Here is a 21,294-nt window from a genome sequence, read left to right as displayed (position 1 = left end):
AGCGCGGTTCACAGCAATACGACCAGCCACACCGCCACGTAGTGGCAGAGTGCGGCGAGAACCGTTGCCGCGTGGAAGAACTCGTGATGTCCGAAGGTCTCCGGCCACGGATTCGGCCATTTGGTGGCGTAGAGGATCGCCCCGCCGCTGTAGGCCAGGCCGCCGATGAGCAGCAGCACCATCGGCGCGACGCCCACATTGTGGGTCATGGTGGCCGCCACCGGCACGATCGCCCAGCCCAGCAGTAGATACAGCGGTACGCCCACCCAGCGGGGCGCGGTCGGCCACAGCAGCTTCAGCGCCACCCCGGCCAGCGCCCCGGCCCAGACCACGCTCAGCAGGACGGTCCCGGTTTGCCCGGGCAGTCCCAGCAGCGCGAAGGGCGTATAGCTGCCCGCGATGAACAGGAAGATCATCGAATGATCGGCCCGCTTCATATGCACGCGCGCCCGTTCGGTCCGCCAGTTCACCCGGTGATACGTCGCGCTGATCCCGAACACCCCGCAGACCGTCAGCCCGTACACCAGCGTTGACCAGGCGGCCGTCGTCGACACCGTGGCCGCCGCGCCGACCAATGCGAACACCGCCACCGCGGCGATGCCCACCGCATAGGTGTGGATCCACCCCCGCATGCGCGGCTTGAGCGGGATGCTCGCGATCTCCTCCAGCGCATCCAGCGCCGTCCGCGCGGGACCCGTTTCCGTCACGACCTACCTCCTGAGCAACCTACGGTACCGTAGGTTGGCAGGGGCAGCACTACAACGCCGGTACGCCTCCTGCTAGGCGTAGGGTGGACCGCCGTGGAGATTGCTAGTCGGGTGCGTAATCTGCCGTATCGCATCTACGAAGCGCGGCTGTCGAAACAGCTGGCGGGCAAACAACATCCACGCCACGTGGCGGTGGTGTGCGACGGTAATCGCCGCTGGGCCCGGGAAAACGGTTTCACCGACGTGACCCACGGGCACCGGGTCGGCGCGCTGAAGATCGCCGAGCTGGTCGGCTGGTGCGAGGCCGAGGGCATCGAGATGGTGACGGTCTATCTGCTGTCCACCGAGAACCTCAATCGCGCCGCGGACGAGCTGGAGACCCTGTTCGAGGTGATCACCGATGTCGTCGAGGAGCTCTCGGCGCCGGAGAAGAACTGGGGTGTGCGCATCGTCGGCTCGCTGGAGGGCCTGCCCGGCGAGGTCGCCCGGCGCATGCAGAAGGCCGCCGACGAGACCCACGGCCGGGGCGGCATCCACGTCAATGTCGCGATCGGCTACGGCGGGCGTCAGGAGATCGCCGACGCGGTGCGCTCGCTGGTCCGCCAGGAGATGGCCGCGGGGGAGACCGGCGAGGATCTGGTGCAGTCGATCACCGTCAACGCGATCGGCCAGCATCTGTACACCTCCGGCCAGCCCGATCCCGATCTGGTCATCCGCACCTCGGGCGAGCAGCGGCTGTCCGGATTCCTGCTGTGGCAGAGTGCGTACTCCGAGATCTGGTTCACCGAGGCGTACTGGCCGGAGTTCCGGCGGGTGGACTTCCTACGCGCGCTACGCGACTACGCGGCGCGCCACCGCCGCTACGGGATCTAGTCCGAGTGCCCGCTGCGGCGGGGGCGATTACCGTACCGTCGGTCATATGACCGAGAGCGAGGCCGGGCAGCGTGGCCGGGCGGACGCGCCGGACGCGGAGCAGCACCCGCCGTCCTACATCAGTTATGAGGAATTCGGGCGGCGCTTTCTGGAGTACGCCGCATCGGAGCAGCGCATCGCCGGTGCGTTCAATCAATTGACCGGCACCGCATTCGATTTCGGGCCGATCGGGGCCGGGCCCGGCAAACTGGCCAAGGTGTCGGCGCAGGTGCAACTGGGGGAGCCGCGGCTCACCCGGCAGCTCGGCACGCATATCGAATTCGATCTGGCCATCCCGCTGAGCCTGGACATGACGCTGGATCTGGCCGTGGACAAGCACCGCTACGAGGTCGAGGGCCACGTCCGCATACATCTGACCGTGCGCACGGCCGAACCGCTGCGCGTGATCATCGATATCGCCGAACCCCGCCCGGGCGACGTCCGCATCGATGTCGACACCGATACCAAACGCGGTCAGCTGGTTCGCATCGTCGCGGGCGTCGACCACGAAATCCGTCGTTTCGTGGCCCGCTATATCGCCAGGGAAATCCGCAAACCGCATATCGCCGCGGCGCGCGACATCGATGTGGCTACTCGCCTCGACGCGGCCTGGAAACTGTAATCACAACTTGCGCAGTCGAAGTCGATTGATGCTGTGATCGGCGTCCTTGCGCAGCACCAGGGTGGCGCGCGGGCGGGTGGGCAGGATGTTCTCCACCAGATTGGGGCGGTTGGTGGAGTTCCAGATCTCCTGCGCGGCGATCGTCGCCTCGCGGTCGTTGAACTTCGAGTAGTGATGGAAGTGTGAATTGGGATCGGCGAAGGCCGTCTCCCGCAGGGTGAGAAAACGGTTGATGTACCACTTCTCGATGTCCTCGATGCGGGCGTCGACATAGATCGAGAAATCGAACAGATCCGAGACCATCAGGCGCGGGCCGGTCTGCAGCACGTTCAGCCCCTCCATGATGAGGATGTCGGGCTGGCGCACGCAGTGGAACTCACCGGGCACGATGTCGTAGCGGATGTGCGAATACACCGGCGCGCACACCTCGGGCGCCCCGGATTTCACCTCGGTGACGAAGCGCAGCAGTTTGCGCCGGTCGTAACTCTCCGGAAAACCCTTGCGGTGCATGATGCCGCGACGGGTGAGTTCGGCGGTGGGATAGAGGAATCCGTCGGTGGTGACCAGATCCACCCTGGGGTGGTGATCCCAGCGGGCGAGCAGCGCCTGCAGCACGCGGGCGGTGGTGGATTTGCCGACGGCCACACTGCCCGCGATGCCGATCACGAACGGGACCTGATGATCCGGATGCGTTTCGCCGAGAAAGGTTGCGGTGGCGGCGAACAGGCGCTGCCGCGCGGCCACCTGCAGATGGATGAGCCGGGCCAGCGGCAGATAAACCTCGGCGACCTCCTCCAGATCGATCTGCTCGCCGAGGCCGCGCAGTCCGATCAGTTCTTCCTCGGTTAGCACCAGCGGAGTGGATTTCCGCAGCGTGCGCCACTGTTTCCGATCGAATTCCACATAGGGACTCGGTTCACTCATCCGTGCCACTGAGCACACCCCCGATTCGATGAGCACGGTGCCCCGGCCGACGGTCCTTGCATAGCCGAATTGTCCTCGCGGGCAAGGGGGCGATGTACGCCGGGTGTGATTACTCACGGGTAACAACGAGTGATATATGTCTCCCCGATAAGGTCGAGACCATGCAAGCGCATCCGCTCGTCACCGAATATCTGCGGCTCGGCCTGGCATTCGACCGCCTGGAATCCGGCTTCGTCGACGCGTACACCGGCGATCCGGCGCTGCGCCGGGCGGTGGAGTCCGCGCCCGCGCCGCAGCCACGCGAACTGGCCACGCGCGCAGCGGAACTGCGCAAGCAACTGCCCGAGTCGGGCCTGTCCGAGCAGCGCGGCGAATTCCTCGACGTGCATCTGCGGGCGCTGGAATGTTCGGCCCGCAAATTCGCCGGGGCGCGGATCTCGTTCATCGACGAGGTCAGGGACTATTTCGACGTCGAGATCGAGGCGGGCGACGTCGAGGACTACCGCGAGGCGCACCGGCAGATCGAGGAGGTGCTGCCTGGCGACGGGCCGCTGCTGGATCGGGTGGTCGCGCACCGCCGGGCCGACGAAATCCCGCCGGAGCGGCTGCGCGACTGCGTGGCGGCGTTCTCGGGCGCGCTGCGCGAGCTGGTGCGCGAGCGCTATCCGCTGCCCGAGCACGAGCGGGTCGAATACGAGGTGGTCGGCGACAAGCCCTGGTCCGGATTCAACTACTACCTGGGCAACTACCAGTCGCGGGTGGCCATCAACTCCGATCTCAAGCAGCACATGGCCCACCTGCCCGCGCTCATCGCGCACGAGTCCTATCCGGGACATCACACCGAACACTGCCGCAAGGAGGCCGGGCTGGTCGCGGCCGGGCAGGACGAACAGACGCTGTTCCTGGTCAACACCCCGCAGTGCCTGATGGCCGAGGGGTTGGCGGATCTGGCGCTGAAGTCGATCGTGGGCCCGAACTGGGGCCGCTGGGCGCAGGAGATTTACGCCGATCTGGGCCTGCGCTTCGACGGTGAACGGGCGGAACGATTTTCGCGCGCCTCGGCCAAGCTGCTCGGCGTGCGCCAGGACGCGGCGCTGCTGCTGCACGACCGCGGCCGCGATGCCGACGAGGTGGCCGAATTCCTGCAGCGCTGGGGACTGAACACCCCCGAGCGGGCGCGGCAGTCGCTGCGGTTCCTGTCCTCGCCGCTGTGGCGGGCCTACATCAGCACCTATGTCGAGGGGTATCGACTGCTCGGCGGCTGGCTGGACCGGGCCGCCGACGCCGACGAGCGCGCCGAGCGGTTCCGCCGGTTGCTGGACGAACCGCTGACCCCGGGGGCCGTGCGGCGCATGCTCTGAGCCGTCACATCGGCCAGCGGCAGCCGACCACCGCGCAGAAGACCGTGGCGAGGACCAGCAGCAGCTGTTCGAACAGGTTGGGCGGCGGGTTCATGGCGGCACCTCGAAAGATCAACAGGCGCACGATGATCCGCGCGCGCCGGGTGTGACACACCTTACTCCGCGACCGGTCCGGCCATGATGGCGTGGATGGGCGCGGCGTGCGGCCGTTGTCGCAGATCAGCCGGGTCGACACCGGACGGGGAGCACCATTCGGAACTGTCGCGCCCGCCACCTAGACTGTGCTGGTGACCCAGACGACCGCCGCCTCTGTCAACTCCCAGTCGCTCGCCGAACTCGATCCCGAGCTTGCCGCCGCGATGGCGGGCGAACTCGCCCGCGAGCGCGACACCCTCGAGATGATCGCCTCGGAGAACTTCGTGCCGCGCGCGGTGCTGCAGGCGCAGGGCAGCGTGCTCACCAACAAGTACGCCGAGGGCTATCCGGGCCGCCGCTACTACGGCGGCTGCGAGCACGTCGACGTGGTGGAGAATCTGGCGCGCGAGCGGGTCAAGGAGCTGTTCGGCGCGGAATTCGCCAATGTGCAGCCGCATTCGGGCGCCCAGGCCAATGCCGCGGTGCTGATGGCGCTGATGAATCCGGGCGACAAGCTGCTGGGCCTGGATCTGGCGCACGGCGGCCACCTCACCCACGGCATGCGGCTCAACTTCTCCGGCAAGCTCTACGAGGTGCACGCCTACGGGGTGAGCAAGGAGGACCACCGCATCGATATGGAAGAGGTGCGCAAGCAGGCTCTTTCGGTGCGGCCGAAGGTCATCGTCGCGGGCTGGTCGGCCTATCCGCGGCATCTGGACTTCGCGGCGTTCCGTGAGATCGCCGATGAGGTGGGCGCCTACCTCTGGGTCGATATGGCGCACTTCGCCGGACTGGTCGCCGCCGGACTGCATCCGTCGCCGGTGCCGCACGCCGACGTGACCTCCTCGACCGTGCACAAGACCCTCGGCGGTCCGCGTTCGGGCCTGATCCTGGCCAAGCAGGACTACGCCAAGAAGCTCAACAGCGCGGTGTTCCCGGGCCAGCAGGGCGGCCCGCTGATGCACGCGATCGCCGCCAAGGCCGTGGCGTTCAAGATCGCTGGGACCGAGGAGTTCAAGCAGCGTCAGGAGCGCACCCTGTCGGGCGCCAAGATCCTGGCCGAGCGGCTGACCGCGGCCGACGTCTCCGGCTCCGGCATCACCGTGCTCACCGGCGGCACCGATGTGCATCTGGTGCTGGTGGATCTGCGCAACTCGCAACTGGACGGTCAGCAGGGTGAGGATCTGCTGCACGAGGTCGGAATCACGGTGAACCGCAATGCCGTTCCGTTCGACCCCCGCCCGCCGATGGTCACCTCCGGCCTGCGCATCGGCACGGCGGCGCTGGCCACCCGCGGCTTCGGCGACACCGAATTCACCGAGGTGGCCGACATCATCGCCACCGCGCTGAAGGGCGGCGCCGATCTGGACGGGCTCAAGGCCCGGGTCTCCAAGCTGGCGGGCGACTTCCCGCTCTACCAGGGCCTGGAGGACTGGCGGCTGCTGGGCTGAGCGGTCAGCGTCCGGCGGCCCGGCGGGCCTCCGGGGCCACCGTCGATTCGGCGTAGACCGTCGAGCACGACAGGCGCATGGTCGTGACCGCAGTGTTCAGGTCGTTCAGCGAACGCTGCACGTCGTCCACCGCGCCGTCGGCCGGGGCCGCGCCCTGCACGGCCTGGTCGAGGTGCGCCAGCGCGGCGTGCAGCCGGTCGCCCGCATCGGCGACGCCGGAGTAGGCGCGCTTGGGGGCGGGCGAACTCATCGACGCCGTGGCCGAATCCAGGCTGGACTTGATGCGGGCCGCGAGGTTCGCGCCGGTGCCGACCCGGTTGCGCAGATCGGCGAGATCGCCGCGCTCGGACGCCGGGCCGATGCCGTTCAATTGATCCGACAGCTGCCCGAAGGTGCTCTGCAGTCCGCCGATCACCTGGGCGCCGGACGTGCAGTCGGCGGTGTCCGGATCGTCCGCGGCCTTGGGCGCGCTGCTGTGCTGGCTCGAGCACCCGGCGATCGCGGCGGCGCGCGCGAGGGGGAGGATCGCGAGCGCCCCCCCCCCGCCGGCCCCCAACACCGGGGCTCGGGGGGGGGCCCGCCGTTGGGGGGGTCGCGCGCCCCCCGCCGCCCGGCGTGCCCGAATCACGGTGTTACCGGCCATGATTCGGTTCTCCTTCGGTCAGCCGATGACGCTGCGCCAGGGGTCCATCAGCTCGTAGTACACGCTCTCGTCGAACCGGCCGCGCCCGATCAGGTCCTGCAGGACCGTGGCGGTAGCGGCCTGGCTGACCGCGGTGAGGGTGCCGATCGAGCCGAGCGACTGCAGCACCGCGGTCAGATCGCCCGCGCCCGAGCCGGGCGAAACCGCCTGGCCCACCACGAGTCCCGCGGTCTGCAGATTGCGCGAGCGGCCGAACTCCTTGGCCGTCTCGGCCGCGATCTGCATGGGCTGCGGATTGGCGCCCGCGCCGCCGCCCAGGCTGGAAAGCAGTCCGGCCAGGCCGTTCTCGCCCGAGGCGCCCGCGAAGGCGCCGAGTCCGGCCTCCATCTTCTTGGCGGCCGCGGCATTGAGCCGTTCGCGCTCCTCGGCGGTCAGCTGCGCCGCACGCTCCACCAGCGCCATGACCGCGCGCCACTGCGGGCCGTACAGGTACTCGAGGTGGAAGGTCGCGGCGGTCGCGTCGGGGTTGCCGTTGGTGTAGCCGTTGTCGGTGTAGCCGTTGGTATCCATGTCGACTCCTCGTGTAACTCAGCGGGATTGCGCGGTATTACAGGTGTTGCAGGAACGAGAGCAGGGCGTCCTGGATGCTCGGCATCAGGCCGAGGTTCAGTGCCAGGGTCGCCCCGATCCCCAGACGCAGGATCCGGTGGCGGTGCCACCAGCCGACCGTCCGCTGCGGATCGACCCGGCGGTGCCGTTCGATCGCGGCGGCGTCGGTGGCGTTCTCGGCGTAGTAGCCGTAGCTGATCGGCGCGGTGCTCGGGTCGAGCAGTCCGGCCGCGGGATCTACGACGCTTCCCTGATTGGCCGGGGTGCCGATCGTCACCATGCGTGGCTCCTTTCGTCACGGTCGGGAGCGCCCACCGCTACGCAGACCTGGAGCACGCGGCGGGAGTCGCAGGGCTGGATCGAGGCGTCGGCGGCCGCGGTGCCCACGAACGGAACCGTGGCGTGCACCGCCGGGGCCACCGGCGCGACCGACGGCTTGGGCTGGGGCGCGAGCAGTTTCGTCAACGACGCGATGACCTGGTCCAGATCGGCGTCGTCGGCGGGCAGGTCGTCGAGGAACTGTGAACCGTTCGGCGCCACGCCGCTGCCCTCGCCCGCCCGCGGGCCGAAGAAGTCGAGCACGGCCCGCGCGATCGAGATGAGGTACGACCGGAATTGCCTGCTGTTGCGCAGCGCCTCCTCGAGCGCGATCGCCGCGGCGACGGCCACGGCCAGCGCGGTCGCGCCCGCACCGGTCAGCACACCGGCGGTGAAGGCGGCCAGCGCGGTGAGCTTCACGGCCTCCAGCGCGAGCAGGCCACCGACGACGGCCGTGGTGAGCGCACCGGCCAGGAAGCCGAGCCCGAAGCCCAGCAGGGCGCCGAGCACCAAGCCGGTCAACAAGCCGAGCACGAAACCCGTGACGGCGGCGGCGCCCAGTGCGATCAGTAGGCCGTCGAACAGCAACTTCGCGCCGAGGGCGAGCGCGCCCAGCGTCAGCGCGCCGAGCACCAGCCCGCCCACCACCAGCACCGGCAGCGCCAGGGCGGCGAGCACGAGTCCGCCGATCACCAGCACCGGTAGCGCCAGGGCGGCGAGCGCGAGTCCGCCGATCACCAGCACCGGCAGCGCGATCAGCAGCGCGGCGAGCACGAACGGCGCGGCCGCCAGCGCGATGCCGAGCGCGATGAGGCCCAGGCCCGCGCCGACCACCAGCAGCTTGCCGAGGTTCATGGCCGTCGCCAGCGCCACCAGCGGGAGCAGCGCGACCGCGCCGACCGCGAGCAGCGGCCAGGTCAACGGGCACAGCGCCAGCAGCGCGCCGATTCCGGCAGCGCCGACCAGGAACCAGTTCAGCGGGCACAGCAGAATCCAGCCCAGCCCGCCCACGGTGAGCACGGCGCCGAGCGCGATCAGCCCCAGCCCACCGAGCACGGCCAGCACCGGCAGCACGACCGCCGCGAGCGCGGCCAGTCCCGCCAGCACCGCACCGCCGACGAGCAGCGCACCGATGGCCAGCGCACCCGCGCCCACGGCGATGACGGCCAGCTTGAACAGCAGCACCGCGCCGACGATCACCGCGCCGACCGCGAACAGCGGCCAGGTCAGCGGGCACAGCAGCAGGAGTGCGCCGATGATCAGCGTCGGCACCGCGAGCGCGGCGACCAGCCAGGTCAGCGGGCACAGCAGGAACGCCGCCAGCACCGCCGCGCCGAACGCCATCAGCGGCAGACCCACCGCGGCAAGCGCCAGCCCGCCGAGCACCAGCAGCACCGGCAGGGCGACCAGAGCCAGCGCACCGAGGACCAGCAGCACCGGCAGCGCGAGCAGTGCCAGCGCGCCGAGTACCAGCCCGCCCACGACGAGCGCGCCCAGCAGTAGCGCGCCGAGCACGAGGCCGCCGATGATCAGCACCGGCAGCGCGAGCGCGGCGAGCACCAGACCACCGATGAGCAGCGCGCCGAGCACGAGCGGGGCGAGCAGCGCCGCACCCGCGGCCAGGGCGGCCAGCGCCACACCGGCCTCGATCAGCTTCACGACGAACAGCGCGCCCAGGGCCAGCCCGGCGACGGCCACCACCGGCCAGGTCAGCGGGCACAGCGCGAGGAAAGCCAGCACGGGCGGGCCGAGCAGCAGCAACCCCCAGCACAGCGGGCACAGGGCGAGCGCGCCCAGCGCCAGACCACCCAGCAGCAGGGGCAGGCCGATCACCCCCAGGACCAGGCCGCCCAGCAGCAGTGCGCCGAGGATGAACGGCGTGGCGAGGATCGCGCCGAGGATGAGCACCGGCAGCGCGAGTAATCCGATCGCGCCGATCGCCAGCGCACCGGCGAAAAGCAGTGGCACGATGCCGATTCCGACCCCGAAGAAGCCGAAGCCGCCGATGATGAGGAATACGTCGTGGCTGATGAGGTTGTTGCCCGACAGCAGACCGCGGATGCCATGCAGCAGTGGTGTCAGCCGACTCGGATCGTCGAGCAGGCCCAGCACCGGCGTCACATAGCCGAGCAGCGGCGCGAATCCGGCGAGTGCGGGCGCGGCGAAGCCGAGCACGGCCGCCGCGACCGGTTCCAGACCCGGCAGCCGATGGTCGACCAGCCGGTGAACCTGATCGGTGAAGGCGTGCAGCGGATCGCCCGATGCGGCGGTCGGCGTGGCCAGGCCGCGGACCAGGTCCTGCAGGGCGGCGGCCGGGTTGTCGCCGTCCTTGGGGAAGCCGAAGGCGATGCGGGCCTGCTCGATCAGATCGTCGATCGGGGAGGGGTTTTCGCGGCGGCGCGAGCCCGCCTGTTCGGTGGCCGCGCTGACGAAGCTGAGCAGGTCGTCGACGGGTCCGCGCAGCGGCCCACTCGGGAACGTCCGGTCCGCCCAGTCGGCCAACCGGCCCAGATCCATCCGCGAGCCGCCGATCTGCGCGGCCACGGCGGCGAGATCACCGACGGGATTCGCGGCGGGCGCGGGCGCACCGGCGATGGGTGCGGCGGCGGACTGAACGAAGCCGCCCTGCCACGGCTCGGGCGCGGAGCCGGGGTGCAGCGAATCCGCGAGGGACTGCAGCGTGCCGCGCACCGGGCTGGCTTGATCGGGGACCGCGGCGTCGAGCGCGCCCTGGGCCATGCCCTGCACGTCGACTCCGGGCGGGGCGACCGAGTCGAGGGCCGCGCCGACCTGGGGCAGCTGGGCCTGAGCTCCGGCGAGGGCGTCGCCGACCGGGTCCGCTCCGACCGGGATCGGGACGGGCAGTCCCGGGATGTCGGCGCCCGCCCGGGCACCGGTCATCATGACCGTGCTCAGCGAGGCGAACGCCGCCGCGGCGTAGAGGCCGCGCCGATTGCGCTTGATTTCCTTGCGATGGCGAGCCGTGGGATTTTCGATGTAGCGCGTGCTATCGGAGTAATGCCTGGTCGACATGAGTAGAAACCTTTCAATTCGAAATTGCGAAACGAATGGTTTTCAGAATTTGGAGCCAGGAAAAACGCGCGATGATCAGGCGGGACCGGTTTCGTCGACGGCGCAGACCGCCCGCGAGGCGCCACCCTCCGGACCGATCGGCGCACCGATGCGGGTATGCGGCACTCCGCCCAGGTCGCGGCACCGGATGAAGGCGTGGGTACCGGTTCCGGCTCCGGGTTCGCAACTCACGGTGACCTGATTGGGTATCGAGTAATCGGCGGTACAACCGGCCGGTATCGGGTCCGCGGACGCCGACGAGGCGAGCAGGCCGGTTCCTGCGGCGGCTACTGCAAGGACCCCAGCAACCGCAGAGCAAATATTTTTACGGGTCATAGGGTCGATGGTCGAACCGATTTGGTCAGAAGGTCAATCTGACTTAGATCACACTCACAATAGTTGCAGGTGGAAACGCTTAAACAATTGCGTTTCACATTTTCGCCCTTGCATTGACGAATGGTCTGGATACCATGCGAAAGGCCCTGCTACCGGCCAAGACGCTGAATATTCGATGCGGCGAGAGAATTGCGTCAGCAAATCGCTAGCATTACGCCACCGTAGGTTCGACCGACTTTCGACTGTGGGGTGAGCGCCATGAAGGTGAACGCAGTGCAATCGCATCGCAGCGGGCGAGTCGTCGCCAGTGCGGCGCACTCCGACCGCGGGCCGACCCTCGGTGCGGTGCTCACGGCCCTGGCCCTGATCGTGCTGGTGGCGGCCGTCGGCATCTTTGTCACCGGCACCAAGCGCGATCGCGACCGGGCCGAGCAGGCCCGGGCCGCCGCGGAGGCGCCGCCGCCGGTCTATACCGATCACGGCACGCTGCGGTTCGGCGATCCCGCCGCGACCACCGTCTTCACGGTCACCACCGATTTCGCCTGCCCGTCGTGTCGCACCTTCGCGCAGACCAGCGATGCCACCCTGGCGGAGTTCGCCAAGGGGAGGCAGGTGGCGATCGAATACGATCCGGTGGCGATCGTCGACGCCAAGGACGGCTACTCCCTGCGCGCCGCGAATGCCGCCGCGTGCGTGGCGGCCTCGGCGAAGACCGCCTGGCCCACCTGGTACGGCCTGATGTTCGATCGCCAGCCCGCCAAGGACGCGACCCTGACCGACGATCAGCTGGTCGACCTGGCCACCCAGGCCGGGGCCAGTGCCCCCGAGGTCGGCTCCTGCATTCGCGGCCAGCGCTACCAGCAGTTCGTCACGGCCCATACGAACAGCCTCATCGCCGCGGGTCTCACCCACACGCCCTCGGTGCGCATCGGCGACCGGGTCGTGGAAAACCTCACCCCCGACGGTCTGCGTGCCGCCGCCGATCACGCGACGACGAAGTAGTCGCGCACAGTAGTACGGCCCGGCACCGCGGTGCCGGGCCGTACTACCGCGGTCATCAAAGATGCTGCAGCGCAGTCAACAAGGCGTCCTGAACGGCCGGGAGAAATCCGAGATTGGCCGCCAGCCCGACGCCCACGGCGGCCCGCAGCCGCCGATGCCGACTCCACCATCCGCTGCGCCGAGACCCGTTGTGGCACAACACGATCGTCTCGGCGTCGGTGGCATTCTCGGCGTAGTACCCGTAACCGATCGGCGCGCTGCGCAGATCCAGCAGCCCGGCACGGGGATCGACTATCGTCGGCCCGTGGGCCGCGGAACCGAGCCCGGAGGCGTTCATGGCAGCACCTCCACCAGCCGCTGGATATCGGCATCGCGGATCGAACCATCGGCGGGGTCGCGGTCCGCGAGCAGGGCCGCCAGGCGGGCCGACGACGCCACCGCCGGTCGCCGCCGCCGCGAGATCGACTGTGGCGGTGATGATTCGCCGTCGACCGGGCTCGCCGAGCGGTCGGTGCCCGCGGGCGGGAAGTCGGCCCGAGCCGCCGCTGCCGACCGCCTTGGTCGCGACACCGATTCGTATTCGAATTCGATCGTGGTCACAGCGACACCTCCACCAGCTGTCGGTCCGCGATCGCGTGTGTCGAACCGTCCGCCGCGTCGAGCCCGACCAGCGGCACATCGGCATGCGCGACCGGAGCCGCCGCGGACTGCTTCTGCTGCGGAGCCAGCCGGGCCACCAGTGCGGCGATGAACTGATCGAGCGGTGCGTTGTCCGGAATCAGATTGTCCAGCAACTGCGATCCGTCCGGCGCCGAGCCTCCGGTTCCCGCGGGACCGCCGAACGACGCCCGCAGCGCGGAAATCACATACGAACGGAACTCCGGGCTGAGCAGGAACGCCGCGATCACACCCGCGACCACCGCCGCGGCGACGAGCACGGCCAGCGCGGGTGCCCCCAGCGCCGTCAGCGCCGCCAACGACAGCGCCGCCACCGGCGCGCCGATCCCAATGGCCCCGAGCGCCAAGCCAATCGGCCCGCCCACAACCGCCGCGGCCAGTGCGCCGAGTCCGAAGACGATCGGTGCGCCGATGACGATCGCCGCGCCCAGGCCCAGCAGGGCGAGGGGTGCGCCGACCAGGAGTGCGCCGAACCCGATGAGAGCCGCGGCGGCGAGCGGCACGCCGATCAGCACGGCCGGGACGGCGAGGGCCGCGCCCGCGCCGAGCACGGCCAACGCGGCCGCGCCGACCGGGACGCCGATCACCAGCAGGGCGGCCAACGCGGCGAGGGTGACCAGGCCGAGCAGCGCCAGCGGCACTCCGATGCCGAGGAGCGGGACGGCCACCGCGGCCAGCAGCGCCGCGCCCACGCCGAGCACCGCCGCGGCCGCCGCGGCGAGCGGCAGTCCGATCACCACCGCCGCCGCGAGTGCGGCAAGGGTGAGCAGGCCGAGCAGGGCCAGCGGAATGCCGACGGCGAGTACGGGCAGCGCGAGCAGGCCCAGCAGGGCCGCACCGGCGAGGGCGACCGCTCCGATGCCGAGCGCGCCCACGACGGCCCCGGCCACCGCCGCCAGTCCCAGCAGCGGCACCAGCACGGCCAGCACCGCACCGCCGCCGACCAGCGCTCCGACGCCGAATACGGCCAGCGCCAAGGTGATCGCCGCACCGGCGATGATCCACCCGGCCGCGAAGTCGAGCGGCAGACTGATCAGCCAGAAGGTGAGCACCAGCGCCTTGAAGCCGAGGAACAGCCCGCCGAACAGCAGCGCCCCGAGGATCGGCACGCCGATCAGCCCGAGCACCTGAATCGCCACCGCGGCAAACGCACCCAGCAGTCCGGCCACCGCGAACGGCGCGAACAGCGCGGCGATCGCCAGCGCGAGGACCGGCGACAGCGCCGTGGACAGCACCGGCGCGAAGGGGCCCACGAGCAGGAACGGGAGCGTCAGCACCGCCGCCACGGCCAGTGCGGCCACGCCGACGGGCAGCATGGCCACGATCGCCAGGATGCCCAGCGCCGCGGTCAGGATCCAGCCCGCGGCGGTCACCGCACCCAGCAGTCCGAGCCCGGCGACCAGAGCCAGTAGCAGCGCCGCCGCCCCGACCACGAAACCCGCTGCCCCGACCGGGATTCCGATCAGCGCGAACGGCGGGAACAGCAGCGAGCCGATGACGAAGGCGGCCACGATGGCCCCCAGCGCGACGAATCCGCCCGCCGCCAGCAGCGGCATCAGCACCGCCACGAATCCGGCCAGCAGCGTGCTCACCAGCGCCATGCCGCCGAGGCCGCCCAGCACGATGAACAACTGTCCCGCCAGCAGCAGCGGGAGCGCGATCAGCGCGATCGGTGGATTGATCACGATCAGCGCCGCCAGGGTCAGCGTCAGCATGGCGAAGCTCAGCACGGTGATCCCGAGCCCACCCACGAACGCCACCGCGACCGCCGCGATCGCCCAGGCGAAGGCGCCCGCGATCAACACCGCGAACGGCGCGAAGGTGAAGACGAAATCGAGGGCGGCCAGGAACATGATGGTGGCCGAAGAGATGGCGAGGAACGCGGCCACCAGCGGCAGCAGCAGCGGAATGGCATAGGGCATGGTGATCATCGCGAGCACGCTCACCGCCGCCGCGGCCAGCGCCCACAGGCCCGCCTCGATCAGGAAGAGGCTGGTGCACACGGCGACCAGCACGCCCGCCAGGCCGAGTCCGCCGAACAGGAACAGCAGCCCCAGCGCGGTCGGAATGCCAACCAGCACACCGAAGATCACCGGCGCCAGCAGCGGCCCCACGATCGGCAGCGCGAACACCAGGAACAGCGTGGCCACGATTCCGGCCAGCACCGCGACTCCGGCGGCAATGGCTCCGGCGGCCGTGATCAGCAGCCCACCCGCGGCCGCGAGGAACCAGGCCGCCACCAGCGCGGCGAGCCGAATCGCCTCGGCGGCCAGGGCCAGCACGAGCAGTGCGCCCACGGCGACCGGGGCCACGATGGCCAGGGCCGTGATGCCGACGATGAACATCGCGGCGACGATGGCACCGGCGGCAATTCCCGCCGCCCCGAACAGGATGAGCCCCGCGAGCGCGACCGCCGCCAGAATCGGCAGGGCGAGCAGACCCCACGGCGTGAACAGCGAGGCGATGCCGATGGCGACCGTCAGCAGGGCGGCGACGACGAATGCGACGCCCAGCACGCCGAAGGTGGCCAATCCGGTGAGAATCGTTCCCAGCACCAGGATTCCGAGCGCGCCGACGGTGAACGCCAACGTCGCGGTCACGACGCCGAGCGGCGGGAACAGGATGGTCAGCACGAGGCCGAGCGCGAGTGTGACGGCCAGCGTGGCCAGGGTGCCGACGACACCGACGGCCAGCGTCACGGCGGCGGCCGCGATGCCGCCCACGACCACCGCGGCCAGGGCGATCAACGCCCCGCCGAGAATGACCGGCGCCAGTACCTGGAACGCCACGAAGGCGACGGGTGCCACCACGATCAGCACCGGAATCGCGACGATCGCCAGCACGACCAGCACCGGAACGGCAAGTGCGGCCACCACCAGACCGCCGATCACGAGAGCCCCGATGATCAGCGGCGCGGCGATGACCGCACCGACGACGACCAGCGCGCCTATGCCGATCGCGCCGATGGCCAGCGCACCGGCGAACAGCAGGGGCACGATCGCGATACCCGCGATGGCCGGAAGGGCGAGCAGCGCGAGCGAGGCATGCCGGGTGCCGATGAGGCCGTCCTCGCCGAGCAGCCCTCGAATGCCGTGCAGCAGCGGCGTCAGCGCCGCGGCCGGGTCCTGGATCAGGCCGAGAACCGGTGTGACATAACCGAGCAGCGGCGCGATGGCCGACATCGCCGGTGCGGCGAAACCGAGCACCGCCGCTGCGAGTGGAGCGAATTCCGGTGTGCTGCTCAATTTTTGGATGTTCGCGGCGAGCCCCTGCAGTGGATCGCCGGGGCCCGCGATGGAGCTCAGCAGCTCACGCAGGGCCTTGGTGACGTCGTCGCCACCCTGCGCGGAGTCGAAGATGTCGCGGGCGTGCCCGATCAGCTCGTCGATCGGGGACGACGGATCGCGTCGGCGGCCGCCGGCCAGCTCGGTGGCCTGGGCGACGAAGCCGAGCAGGTCGTCCACGGGTCCGCGCAGCGGTCCTGCGGGGAAGGTCTCGTCGGCCCAGCTTGCCAGCCGCCCCAGATCGAGGTTGCTGCCCACGATCTGCGCGGCGACCGCGGCGAGTTCCTCCACCGGGTTCGCCGCCTCGGGGCGGGCCGCGGTGGCGGGGGCGACGGCGGGCTGCAGGGGGAGTGCGGGCGCGGTCTGGGCGCGCAGCGGCTCGGGCGCGGATTGCTCGCCGGTATTCATTGTCCGGGCCAGCGCCTGCAGCGTGCTCTGCACCGTATCTTGAACGGGCGCGGGCGAACTCGGCGAGAGCGCGGCAGTGATCGCGGTCTGCGCGAGGCCGCTGACGTCGACTCCGATGCCGTCGCCGCCGGGTGTGAGGATCGGCAATCCCACACCGGGGGTTTCCGAGGTGGCCTGCTGCACCGGCGTTCCGGAGTCGCCGACGGCCGTGGTGCGTCCGGGTAGATCGAAGCCCGGCAGCAGTGGCTCACTGGGCTGTACCGGGTGCACGGGCGACTGCGCGGTGGCCTGTGGACCTGCCATCATCGCGCTGCTCAGCCCCGCGAAGGCGGCCGCGGCGTAGAGACCGCGACGGTTGCGCCGGATTTCCTTGCGATGCCGACCCTTGTTGGCAAGGCCGGTTTTTTCAGAAAGGGAACTTTTTGTAGAACGAGTGCGTGCTGCAGTCATCGAAAAAGCCTTTCCTTCGGATTTGTTTTCAGGCCACGCGGGTTTCCCCGGTCGCGCAGACGGCCCGCGAGCTGCCGCCTTCCGGTCCGATCGGAGTACCGATTCGGACATGTGCGAGGCCGCCAAGATCGCGACAGCGCACATATGCGTGGGTGCCGACCCCGGCGCCCGGCGCACAGGTCACGGTGATCCGGTCGGGGACCGAATAGTCGGCATCGCAGCCGCTCGGCGGCGGCTCGCCCCGGGCCGAAGCGGTGAGAATCAGAGGACCGGCCACGGCCGTGGACAGGATGCCAGCAACTATTGAGCATCGATGATTTCGCGTCATTGGCCGATCGTCGGGTCTCGTTGGCAACCGGTCAATTGGACGTAGATCACACTCCCCAAATAATGGGATCTACCTGCACAAATATCTGCATTTCAGATTTCTCTACTTGAATCGGAGAAACCCGTGTATACGATGCCTAGCCCTTCGCTAATGCCGATATGGCAAACAATCAGACATCTCCGTCATTGAGGTGGACGATCGACCTATTCCAGCCAGGCGAGCAATGCCGCGGTCACTTCGTCCGGTCGCTCCTCCATCACATAGTGGTCGGCCCCGGCAATGCGGGTCAGGGTCGCCCGCGGCAATCGCGCGACCAGATCCTCGGCGATGGTGAACGGAATGTACGGATCGCGATCACCCCAGATGACCGCGGTCGGGCAGGTGATGCGTCCGAGTCCGGCCACCAGCTCCGGCCGCTCGCGCACCTCGTAACCGTCGAGGAATCGAACGTATCGGCGGCGTCCGCCCGTCTCGTCGAACGCTCCGACGTAGTGGTCCAGCAGCTCGTCGTCGAAACAGCCAAGGCGCACATAGCGTTTCAATCCGATTCGGTTCGCCGTGCCGATCGGCGACCGCGCCAGCAACTCGCGCAGACCGGGTGTCCGCGCCGCCAGCGACAGCCCGGCGAACAGCTGATAGGCCGGTGCCGGGAAGGTGCGATGCGCCCGCGAGTTCAGAATCGCCAAGCGCCGCAATCGTTCCGGATGACGCTGGGCGAAACCGATTGGCGAGGAAACCGCCGTAGTCGTGCGCCGCCAGCTCGATCCGCCCGGGGGCGAGGGCATCCAGCAGCAGCCCGAGCCGCCGGACCTCCTCGTCGTAGGAGCAGTCCGCGTCCGGTCGCCGCTCGGATTCGCCCCAGCCGAACCAGTCCGGGGCGATCACCCGCCGCACGCCCGCGAGTGCGCCGAACTGATGCCGCCAGGCCCGGTGACTCTGCGGATATCCGTGCAGCAGCACCAGCGGATCACCCGCCCCCGCCTCGAGATAGCGCACCCGAGCCCCGTCGACCGTCGCCTCGTGCAACCGTGCCGTGGTCTCCCCTGCCATGGGGCAACCGTAGCTACCGGTGCGCGACCGGACATCGTCGCGCGGAAGGAGATTCGCTCCGACCTCGGTAGGACTAGGGCGTATCGCGCAGCAGCGGTCGCCAGCGGTCGACCGAGCCCTGCATATCGCGGCCGATGTTCTCCATGAATCGGCCCATGCCGCGCAGTCGGGCCGCGGGTTCGCTGCCGAGCAGGGCGGCGCCGCGCTGGGCGGCCTCGGCGAGCCGATTGGTGGAGCGGATACCGGCCACGGTCGAGCGGTACCAGGCGTCGTTGTCGAGAACGTAACGGTCCCGGCGCGTTCCGGGTTCGCGCTCGCGCCGGATCAGTTCATAGGACTCGAGCAGGGCGACGGCGGCGGAGACCGAGGCCGGACTCACCCGCAGCACGCGCGCCAGCTCCGCCGCCGTGCTGCTGCCGGTGTCGCTGAGGTAGATGCGGGCCAGGACGCGGGCGGGCATGCGGGGGATGCCGGTCTGCACCAGCAGCTCCGTCAGCTCCGCGATGAAGGCGGTCACCTCGGCGCTTTCGGATTCGTCTGCGGGGGAGCCTTTTTCGGCCGTGGCCGGGCGAACGCGACGGGCCCGCAGGGTGGCCAACCGGTGGGCGCGCTCCGGGCGGTACCGGCCGGGGCCGCCGTTGCGGCTGACCTCGCGGCTGACCGTGGATGTGGGGCGGCCCAGTCGGCGGGCGATCTCGGCGTAGCCGAGCCCCTCGGCGAGACCCGCCGCGATGAACCGGCGGTCGTCCTGGGTCAGCCTGTCGCCGGGCATCGGGGCTCCCGTCGGATCGGTGTGAACGGTCCGGAACAGTATGCGTTCAGCCGCACGGCCATTGCAACGCGAGCGCGTTGTCGTTGCATTGAGTCACAACATCGTTGCACCGAAGACGGCCAATCTACTGGCGGTTATGGCATTTTCGGCGATCGGATGCATTGTGAGATACATGAACGCAACGTAGCTTCGGATCACCCTGAAAACACAGATTCGAAGGTTGCCGACGATGACCGATACCGAACTCCTCCAGCTGCCCACCGCACCGTCGAGGGACCGTCCCTTCGACCCGCCCGCCGAACTGAGTGCCCTGCGTGAGCGCGCGCCCCTGACCCGCTTCCGATTCCCCGACGGCCATCGCGGCTGGCTGGCGACCGGTTACTCCGTCGTGCGCGCGGTACTGTCCGATCCTCGCTTCAGCAACCGCAGCGAGCTCGCCCACTATCCGCTCGCCGATCTGGGTCCGCTGCCTGCGGCGCGCCCGGGGGATCTGCTGCATATGGACGGTGCCGATCACGCCCGCTATCGAAAGCTGTTGGTAGGCAAGTTCACCGTGCGCCGGATGCGCCAACTTACCGAGCGTATCGAGGAAATCACCGCCGATTGTCTGAATTCCATGGAGCGCCAAGGCGGTCCGGTGGATCTGGTGGAGATGTTCGCCCGGCCGATTCCCGCGCTGGTGATCTGTGAGTTGCTCGGCGTGCCCTTCGCCGATCGCGCGCAGTTCCAGCGGCACGCGGATACCATGAGCGCTCCGGGCGCCACCGCCGAGCAGATCTACGCGGCGTTCACCGCCATCGGCGAGTACATCGGACAGCTGGTCCGCGTCAAGCGTGCCGAGCCGACCGACGATCTGCTCAGCGACCTGACCGATTCGGATCTGACCGACGAGGAACTCGCGGGGGTGGGCGCATTTCTGCTCGGCGCGGGGCTGGACACCACCTCGAATATGTTGGGGCTGGGCACCTTCGCGCTGCTGACCCACCCCGATCAGCTCGAGATCCTGCGCAACGATCCGGATCTGACCGATCGGGCGGTGGAGGAGCTGCTGCGCTATCTGAGCATCGCGCACACCGGTGGGCGGGTGGCCCTCGAAGACGTCGAGCTGTCGGGCGAGCTCATCGAAGCCGGTGCGACGGTGGCGATTTCGACGCACGCCGCCAATCGGGACCCGGCTCGATTCGACGATCCGGATGCCCTCGACATCCTGCGCACCGCCACCGGCCACCTGTCCTTCGGCCACGGCGTACACCAGTGCCTGGGGCAGCAGCTGGCCCGCGTGGAGATGCGCGTCGCCTTCCCCGCCCTGCTGTCCCGATTCCCCGGTCTGCGGCTGGCGGTGCCCGCCGACGAGGTGGAGCTGCGCGGCGGGGACTTCCACGGCGTGCTGCGGCTGCCGGTCACCTGGTAGGAGGCGAAAATCATGGAGCTCGGCGTGAATCGCGATATCTGCATCGGCGCGGGCATGTGCGCGCTGGTGGCCCCGGACCTGTTCGACCAGGACCCCGACGACGCCAAGGTGCTGCGCCTGGCCGAGGCCACCACCCCCGAACAGCGCACCGCCCTCGTCCGCGCCGTCGACGCCTGCCCATCGGGCGCCCTCCACTTGCTTCGCGGCGTGGAGGGCCAATGAGAAGGGGTGGTGTGGAGGGCCAATGAGAAAAGGTGGTGTGGAGGGCCAATAAGAAGGAGGTGGCGTGGTTGGCCAAGAGAAGGGGGTGGTGTGGAGGGCCGAGGGAGGTCTTCAGGTGCGATCCACCCACGGCCGCAATGTCTTTCCGGCCAGCTCCAGCGTGCTCGGCTCGTGGCCGTTGCCGACCATGTTCACGATCACGCCGTCGATGCCGTGGTCGAGGACCCGGCGCTGGATCTACTCGGCGACATCGTCGGGGTCGCCCGCGAATTGGCGGTCGGTCTGGGCGTCGTCGAGTTGTGACCGCTCCTGCTGCTCGCGCCGCAGCTTGCGCGCCCGGTCGCCGTCGGTGTCCACGAAGACGAAGGCCAGGAAGCTGGTCTCGAGCGTCTTCGGATCGCGGCCGACCTCCGCGCAGCGCTGATGCGGCGCATCGAGCTTGCGCGGAATCTCCGCGGCATCGCAGATGGGTCTAGGCCGTGTCTCGAAGTGATGCAGCGGCTGTGAGATTGGTTGGCGGGCTGGGATTTTGATAGTGGTGAGGTCTCCGGTAGTTGGTTGATCGACCAAGATTCAACTGAACACCGGAGACCTCGTGA

At 69.4% G+C, this 21,294-nt stretch carries 20 protein-coding genes and 1 pseudogene; 7 read left to right on the top strand and 14 right to left on the bottom strand.

The features are described from left to right. Positions 1-8: 8 nt before the first annotated feature. A complete protein-coding gene (locus tag NDR87_RS26635; RefSeq protein WP_251916105.1) occupies positions 9-632 on the bottom strand; it encodes a hemolysin III family protein in 624 nt (207 codons plus the stop codon). A gap of 168 nt (positions 633-800) precedes the next feature. Here NDR87_RS26635 and NDR87_RS26630 point away from each other — a divergent pair, with 168 nt between their 5' ends. Both NDR87_RS26630 and NDR87_RS26625 read left to right on the top strand, forming a co-directional pair. Next, positions 801-1,580 carry an isoprenyl transferase gene (locus NDR87_RS26630; protein WP_251915785.1) on the top strand — a complete coding sequence of 260 codons (780 nt, stop codon included), beginning with the start codon at positions 801-803 and terminating at the stop codon, positions 1,578-1,580. Positions 1,581-1,626: 46 nt separating this feature from the next. Then, a complete protein-coding gene (locus NDR87_RS26625; protein WP_251915783.1) occupies positions 1,627-2,241 on the top strand; it encodes a hypothetical protein in 615 nt (204 codons plus the stop codon). Here NDR87_RS26625 and coaA read toward each other — a convergent pair whose 3' ends face one another. Further along, the gene (gene coaA, locus NDR87_RS26620; RefSeq protein ID WP_251915781.1) at positions 2,242-3,174 is read right to left on the bottom strand and encodes a type I pantothenate kinase; all 933 of its coding nucleotides are present in this window, start codon (positions 3,172-3,174) and stop codon (positions 2,242-2,244) included. Positions 3,175-3,326: 152 nt separating this feature from the next. On the opposite strand from coaA, the gene NDR87_RS26615 reads away from it, so the two are divergent. Further along, positions 3,327-4,526, top strand: a complete 1,200-nt coding sequence (locus tag NDR87_RS26615; protein WP_251915779.1) for a DUF885 domain-containing protein — start codon at positions 3,327-3,329, stop codon at positions 4,524-4,526. Positions 4,527-4,813: 287 nt separating this feature from the next. Beyond that, complete coding sequence (gene glyA / locus NDR87_RS26610) at positions 4,814-6,112, top strand: serine hydroxymethyltransferase (RefSeq protein ID WP_308212149.1); 1,299 nt, start codon at positions 4,814-4,816, stop codon at positions 6,110-6,112. Between the two features lie 4 nt (positions 6,113-6,116). On the opposite strand, the gene NDR87_RS26605 is transcribed toward glyA, so the two are convergent. The 5 genes from NDR87_RS26605 to NDR87_RS26585 form a co-directional block, all read right to left on the bottom strand. Then, positions 6,117-6,671, bottom strand: coding sequence for a hypothetical protein (locus NDR87_RS26605; protein WP_251941230.1), 555 nt, complete (start codon positions 6,669-6,671; stop codon positions 6,117-6,119). Between the two features lie 102 nt (positions 6,672-6,773). Further along, on the bottom strand, positions 6,774-7,325 hold the full coding sequence (locus NDR87_RS26600) for a hypothetical protein (protein WP_251915775.1): 552 nt from the start codon (positions 7,323-7,325) through the stop codon (positions 6,774-6,776). A 37-nt stretch (positions 7,326-7,362) separates the two neighbouring features. Next, a complete protein-coding gene (locus NDR87_RS26595; protein ID WP_251915773.1) occupies positions 7,363-7,644 on the bottom strand; it encodes a hypothetical protein in 282 nt (93 codons plus the stop codon). Beyond that, positions 7,638-10,715 carry a hypothetical protein gene (locus NDR87_RS26590; RefSeq protein ID WP_251915771.1) on the bottom strand — a complete coding sequence of 1,026 codons (3,078 nt, stop codon included), beginning with the start codon at positions 10,713-10,715 and terminating at the stop codon, positions 7,638-7,640. The genes NDR87_RS26595 and NDR87_RS26590 overlap by 7 nt, the downstream gene beginning before the upstream one ends. A gap of 75 nt (positions 10,716-10,790) precedes the next feature. After that, entirely contained in the window at positions 10,791-10,946 is a 156-nt protein-coding gene (locus NDR87_RS26585; RefSeq protein WP_251915769.1) for a hypothetical protein, read from the bottom strand. 402 nt (positions 10,947-11,348) lie between these two features. Here NDR87_RS26585 and NDR87_RS26580 point away from each other — a divergent pair, with 402 nt between their 5' ends. Next, on the top strand, positions 11,349-12,092 hold the full coding sequence (locus NDR87_RS26580) for a thioredoxin domain-containing protein (RefSeq protein WP_251915767.1): 744 nt from the start codon (positions 11,349-11,351) through the stop codon (positions 12,090-12,092). A gap of 55 nt (positions 12,093-12,147) precedes the next feature. Here the strand turns inward: NDR87_RS26580 and NDR87_RS26575 are convergent, their stop codons facing one another. The 6 genes and pseudogenes from NDR87_RS26575 to NDR87_RS26550 form a co-directional block, all read right to left on the bottom strand. Beyond that, positions 12,148-12,429, bottom strand: a complete 282-nt coding sequence (locus NDR87_RS26575) for a hypothetical protein (protein ID WP_251915765.1) — start codon at positions 12,427-12,429, stop codon at positions 12,148-12,150. Next, positions 12,426-12,692, bottom strand: coding sequence for a hypothetical protein (locus tag NDR87_RS26570; protein WP_251915763.1), 267 nt, complete (start codon positions 12,690-12,692; stop codon positions 12,426-12,428). The genes NDR87_RS26575 and NDR87_RS26570 overlap by 4 nt, the downstream gene beginning before the upstream one ends. Beyond that, on the bottom strand, positions 12,689-16,768 hold the full coding sequence (locus NDR87_RS26565; RefSeq protein WP_251915760.1) for a hypothetical protein: 4,080 nt from the start codon (positions 16,766-16,768) through the stop codon (positions 12,689-12,691). The genes NDR87_RS26570 and NDR87_RS26565 overlap by 4 nt, the downstream gene beginning before the upstream one ends. Positions 16,769-17,443: 675 nt before the next feature. Then, a complete protein-coding gene (locus NDR87_RS26560; protein WP_251916153.1) occupies positions 17,444-17,926 on the bottom strand; it encodes an alpha/beta fold hydrolase in 483 nt (160 codons plus the stop codon). 43 nt (positions 17,927-17,969) lie between these two features. After that, positions 17,970-18,290 (bottom strand): annotated as a pseudogene (locus NDR87_RS26555) (alpha/beta fold hydrolase); the annotation flags it as partial. Positions 18,291-18,363: 73 nt separating this feature from the next. Then, positions 18,364-19,062, bottom strand: a complete 699-nt coding sequence (locus tag NDR87_RS26550) for a helix-turn-helix domain-containing protein (RefSeq protein WP_251915757.1) — start codon at positions 19,060-19,062, stop codon at positions 18,364-18,366. Between the two features lie 229 nt (positions 19,063-19,291). On the opposite strand from NDR87_RS26550, the gene NDR87_RS26545 reads away from it, so the two are divergent. After that, a complete protein-coding gene (locus NDR87_RS26545; protein WP_251915755.1) occupies positions 19,292-20,473 on the top strand; it encodes a cytochrome P450 in 1,182 nt (393 codons plus the stop codon). Between the two features lie 12 nt (positions 20,474-20,485). Continuing rightward, a complete protein-coding gene (locus NDR87_RS26540; RefSeq protein WP_251915743.1) occupies positions 20,486-20,695 on the top strand; it encodes a ferredoxin in 210 nt (69 codons plus the stop codon). Positions 20,696-20,932: 237 nt separating this feature from the next. On the opposite strand, the gene NDR87_RS37935 is transcribed toward NDR87_RS26540, so the two are convergent. Continuing rightward, entirely contained in the window at positions 20,933-21,265 is a 333-nt protein-coding gene (locus NDR87_RS37935) for a hypothetical protein (RefSeq protein WP_372494295.1), read from the bottom strand. Positions 21,266-21,294: the final 29 nt, after the last annotated feature.

Origin of the sequence: Nocardia sp. CDC159, from assembly GCF_023740735.1 — a bacterium.
In the GTDB taxonomy this organism is placed as follows: Bacteria; Actinomycetota; Actinomycetes; order Mycobacteriales; family Mycobacteriaceae; genus Nocardia; species Nocardia pulmonis.
The sequence above is the reverse complement of the archived record's forward strand: the minus strand, read 5'-3'. Positions and strand labels throughout refer to the sequence as shown.

Excerpts from the sequence above, each read along its gene's own strand:
- NDR87_RS26635 (WP_251916105.1), bottom strand. The coding sequence starts at position 632 with ATGCGGGGGTGGATCCACACCTATGCGGTGGGCATCGCCGCGGTGGCG.
- NDR87_RS26625 (WP_251915783.1), top strand. The coding sequence starts at position 1,627 with ATGACCGAGAGCGAGGCCGGGCAGCGTGGCCGGGCGGACGCGCCGGAC.
- NDR87_RS26615 (WP_251915779.1), top strand. The coding sequence starts at position 3,327 with ATGCAAGCGCATCCGCTCGTCACCGAATATCTGCGGCTCGGCCTGGCA.
- NDR87_RS26600 (WP_251915775.1), bottom strand. The coding sequence starts at position 7,325 with ATGGATACCAACGGCTACACCGACAACGGCTACACCAACGGCAACCCC.
- NDR87_RS26595 (WP_251915773.1), bottom strand. The coding sequence starts at position 7,644 with ATGGTGACGATCGGCACCCCGGCCAATCAGGGAAGCGTCGTAGATCCC.
- NDR87_RS26590 (WP_251915771.1), bottom strand. The coding sequence starts at position 10,715 with ATGTCGACCAGGCATTACTCCGATAGCACGCGCTACATCGAAAATCCC.
- NDR87_RS26580 (WP_251915767.1), top strand. The coding sequence starts at position 11,349 with ATGAAGGTGAACGCAGTGCAATCGCATCGCAGCGGGCGAGTCGTCGCC.
- NDR87_RS26575 (WP_251915765.1), bottom strand. The coding sequence starts at position 12,429 with ATGAACGCCTCCGGGCTCGGTTCCGCGGCCCACGGGCCGACGATAGTC.
- NDR87_RS26565 (WP_251915760.1), bottom strand. The coding sequence starts at position 16,768 with ATGATGGCAGGTCCACAGGCCACCGCGCAGTCGCCCGTGCACCCGGTA.
- NDR87_RS26550 (WP_251915757.1), bottom strand. The coding sequence starts at position 19,062 with ATGCCCGGCGACAGGCTGACCCAGGACGACCGCCGGTTCATCGCGGCG.
- NDR87_RS26545 (WP_251915755.1), top strand. The coding sequence starts at position 19,292 with ATGACCGATACCGAACTCCTCCAGCTGCCCACCGCACCGTCGAGGGAC.
- NDR87_RS26540 (WP_251915743.1), top strand. The coding sequence starts at position 20,486 with ATGGAGCTCGGCGTGAATCGCGATATCTGCATCGGCGCGGGCATGTGC.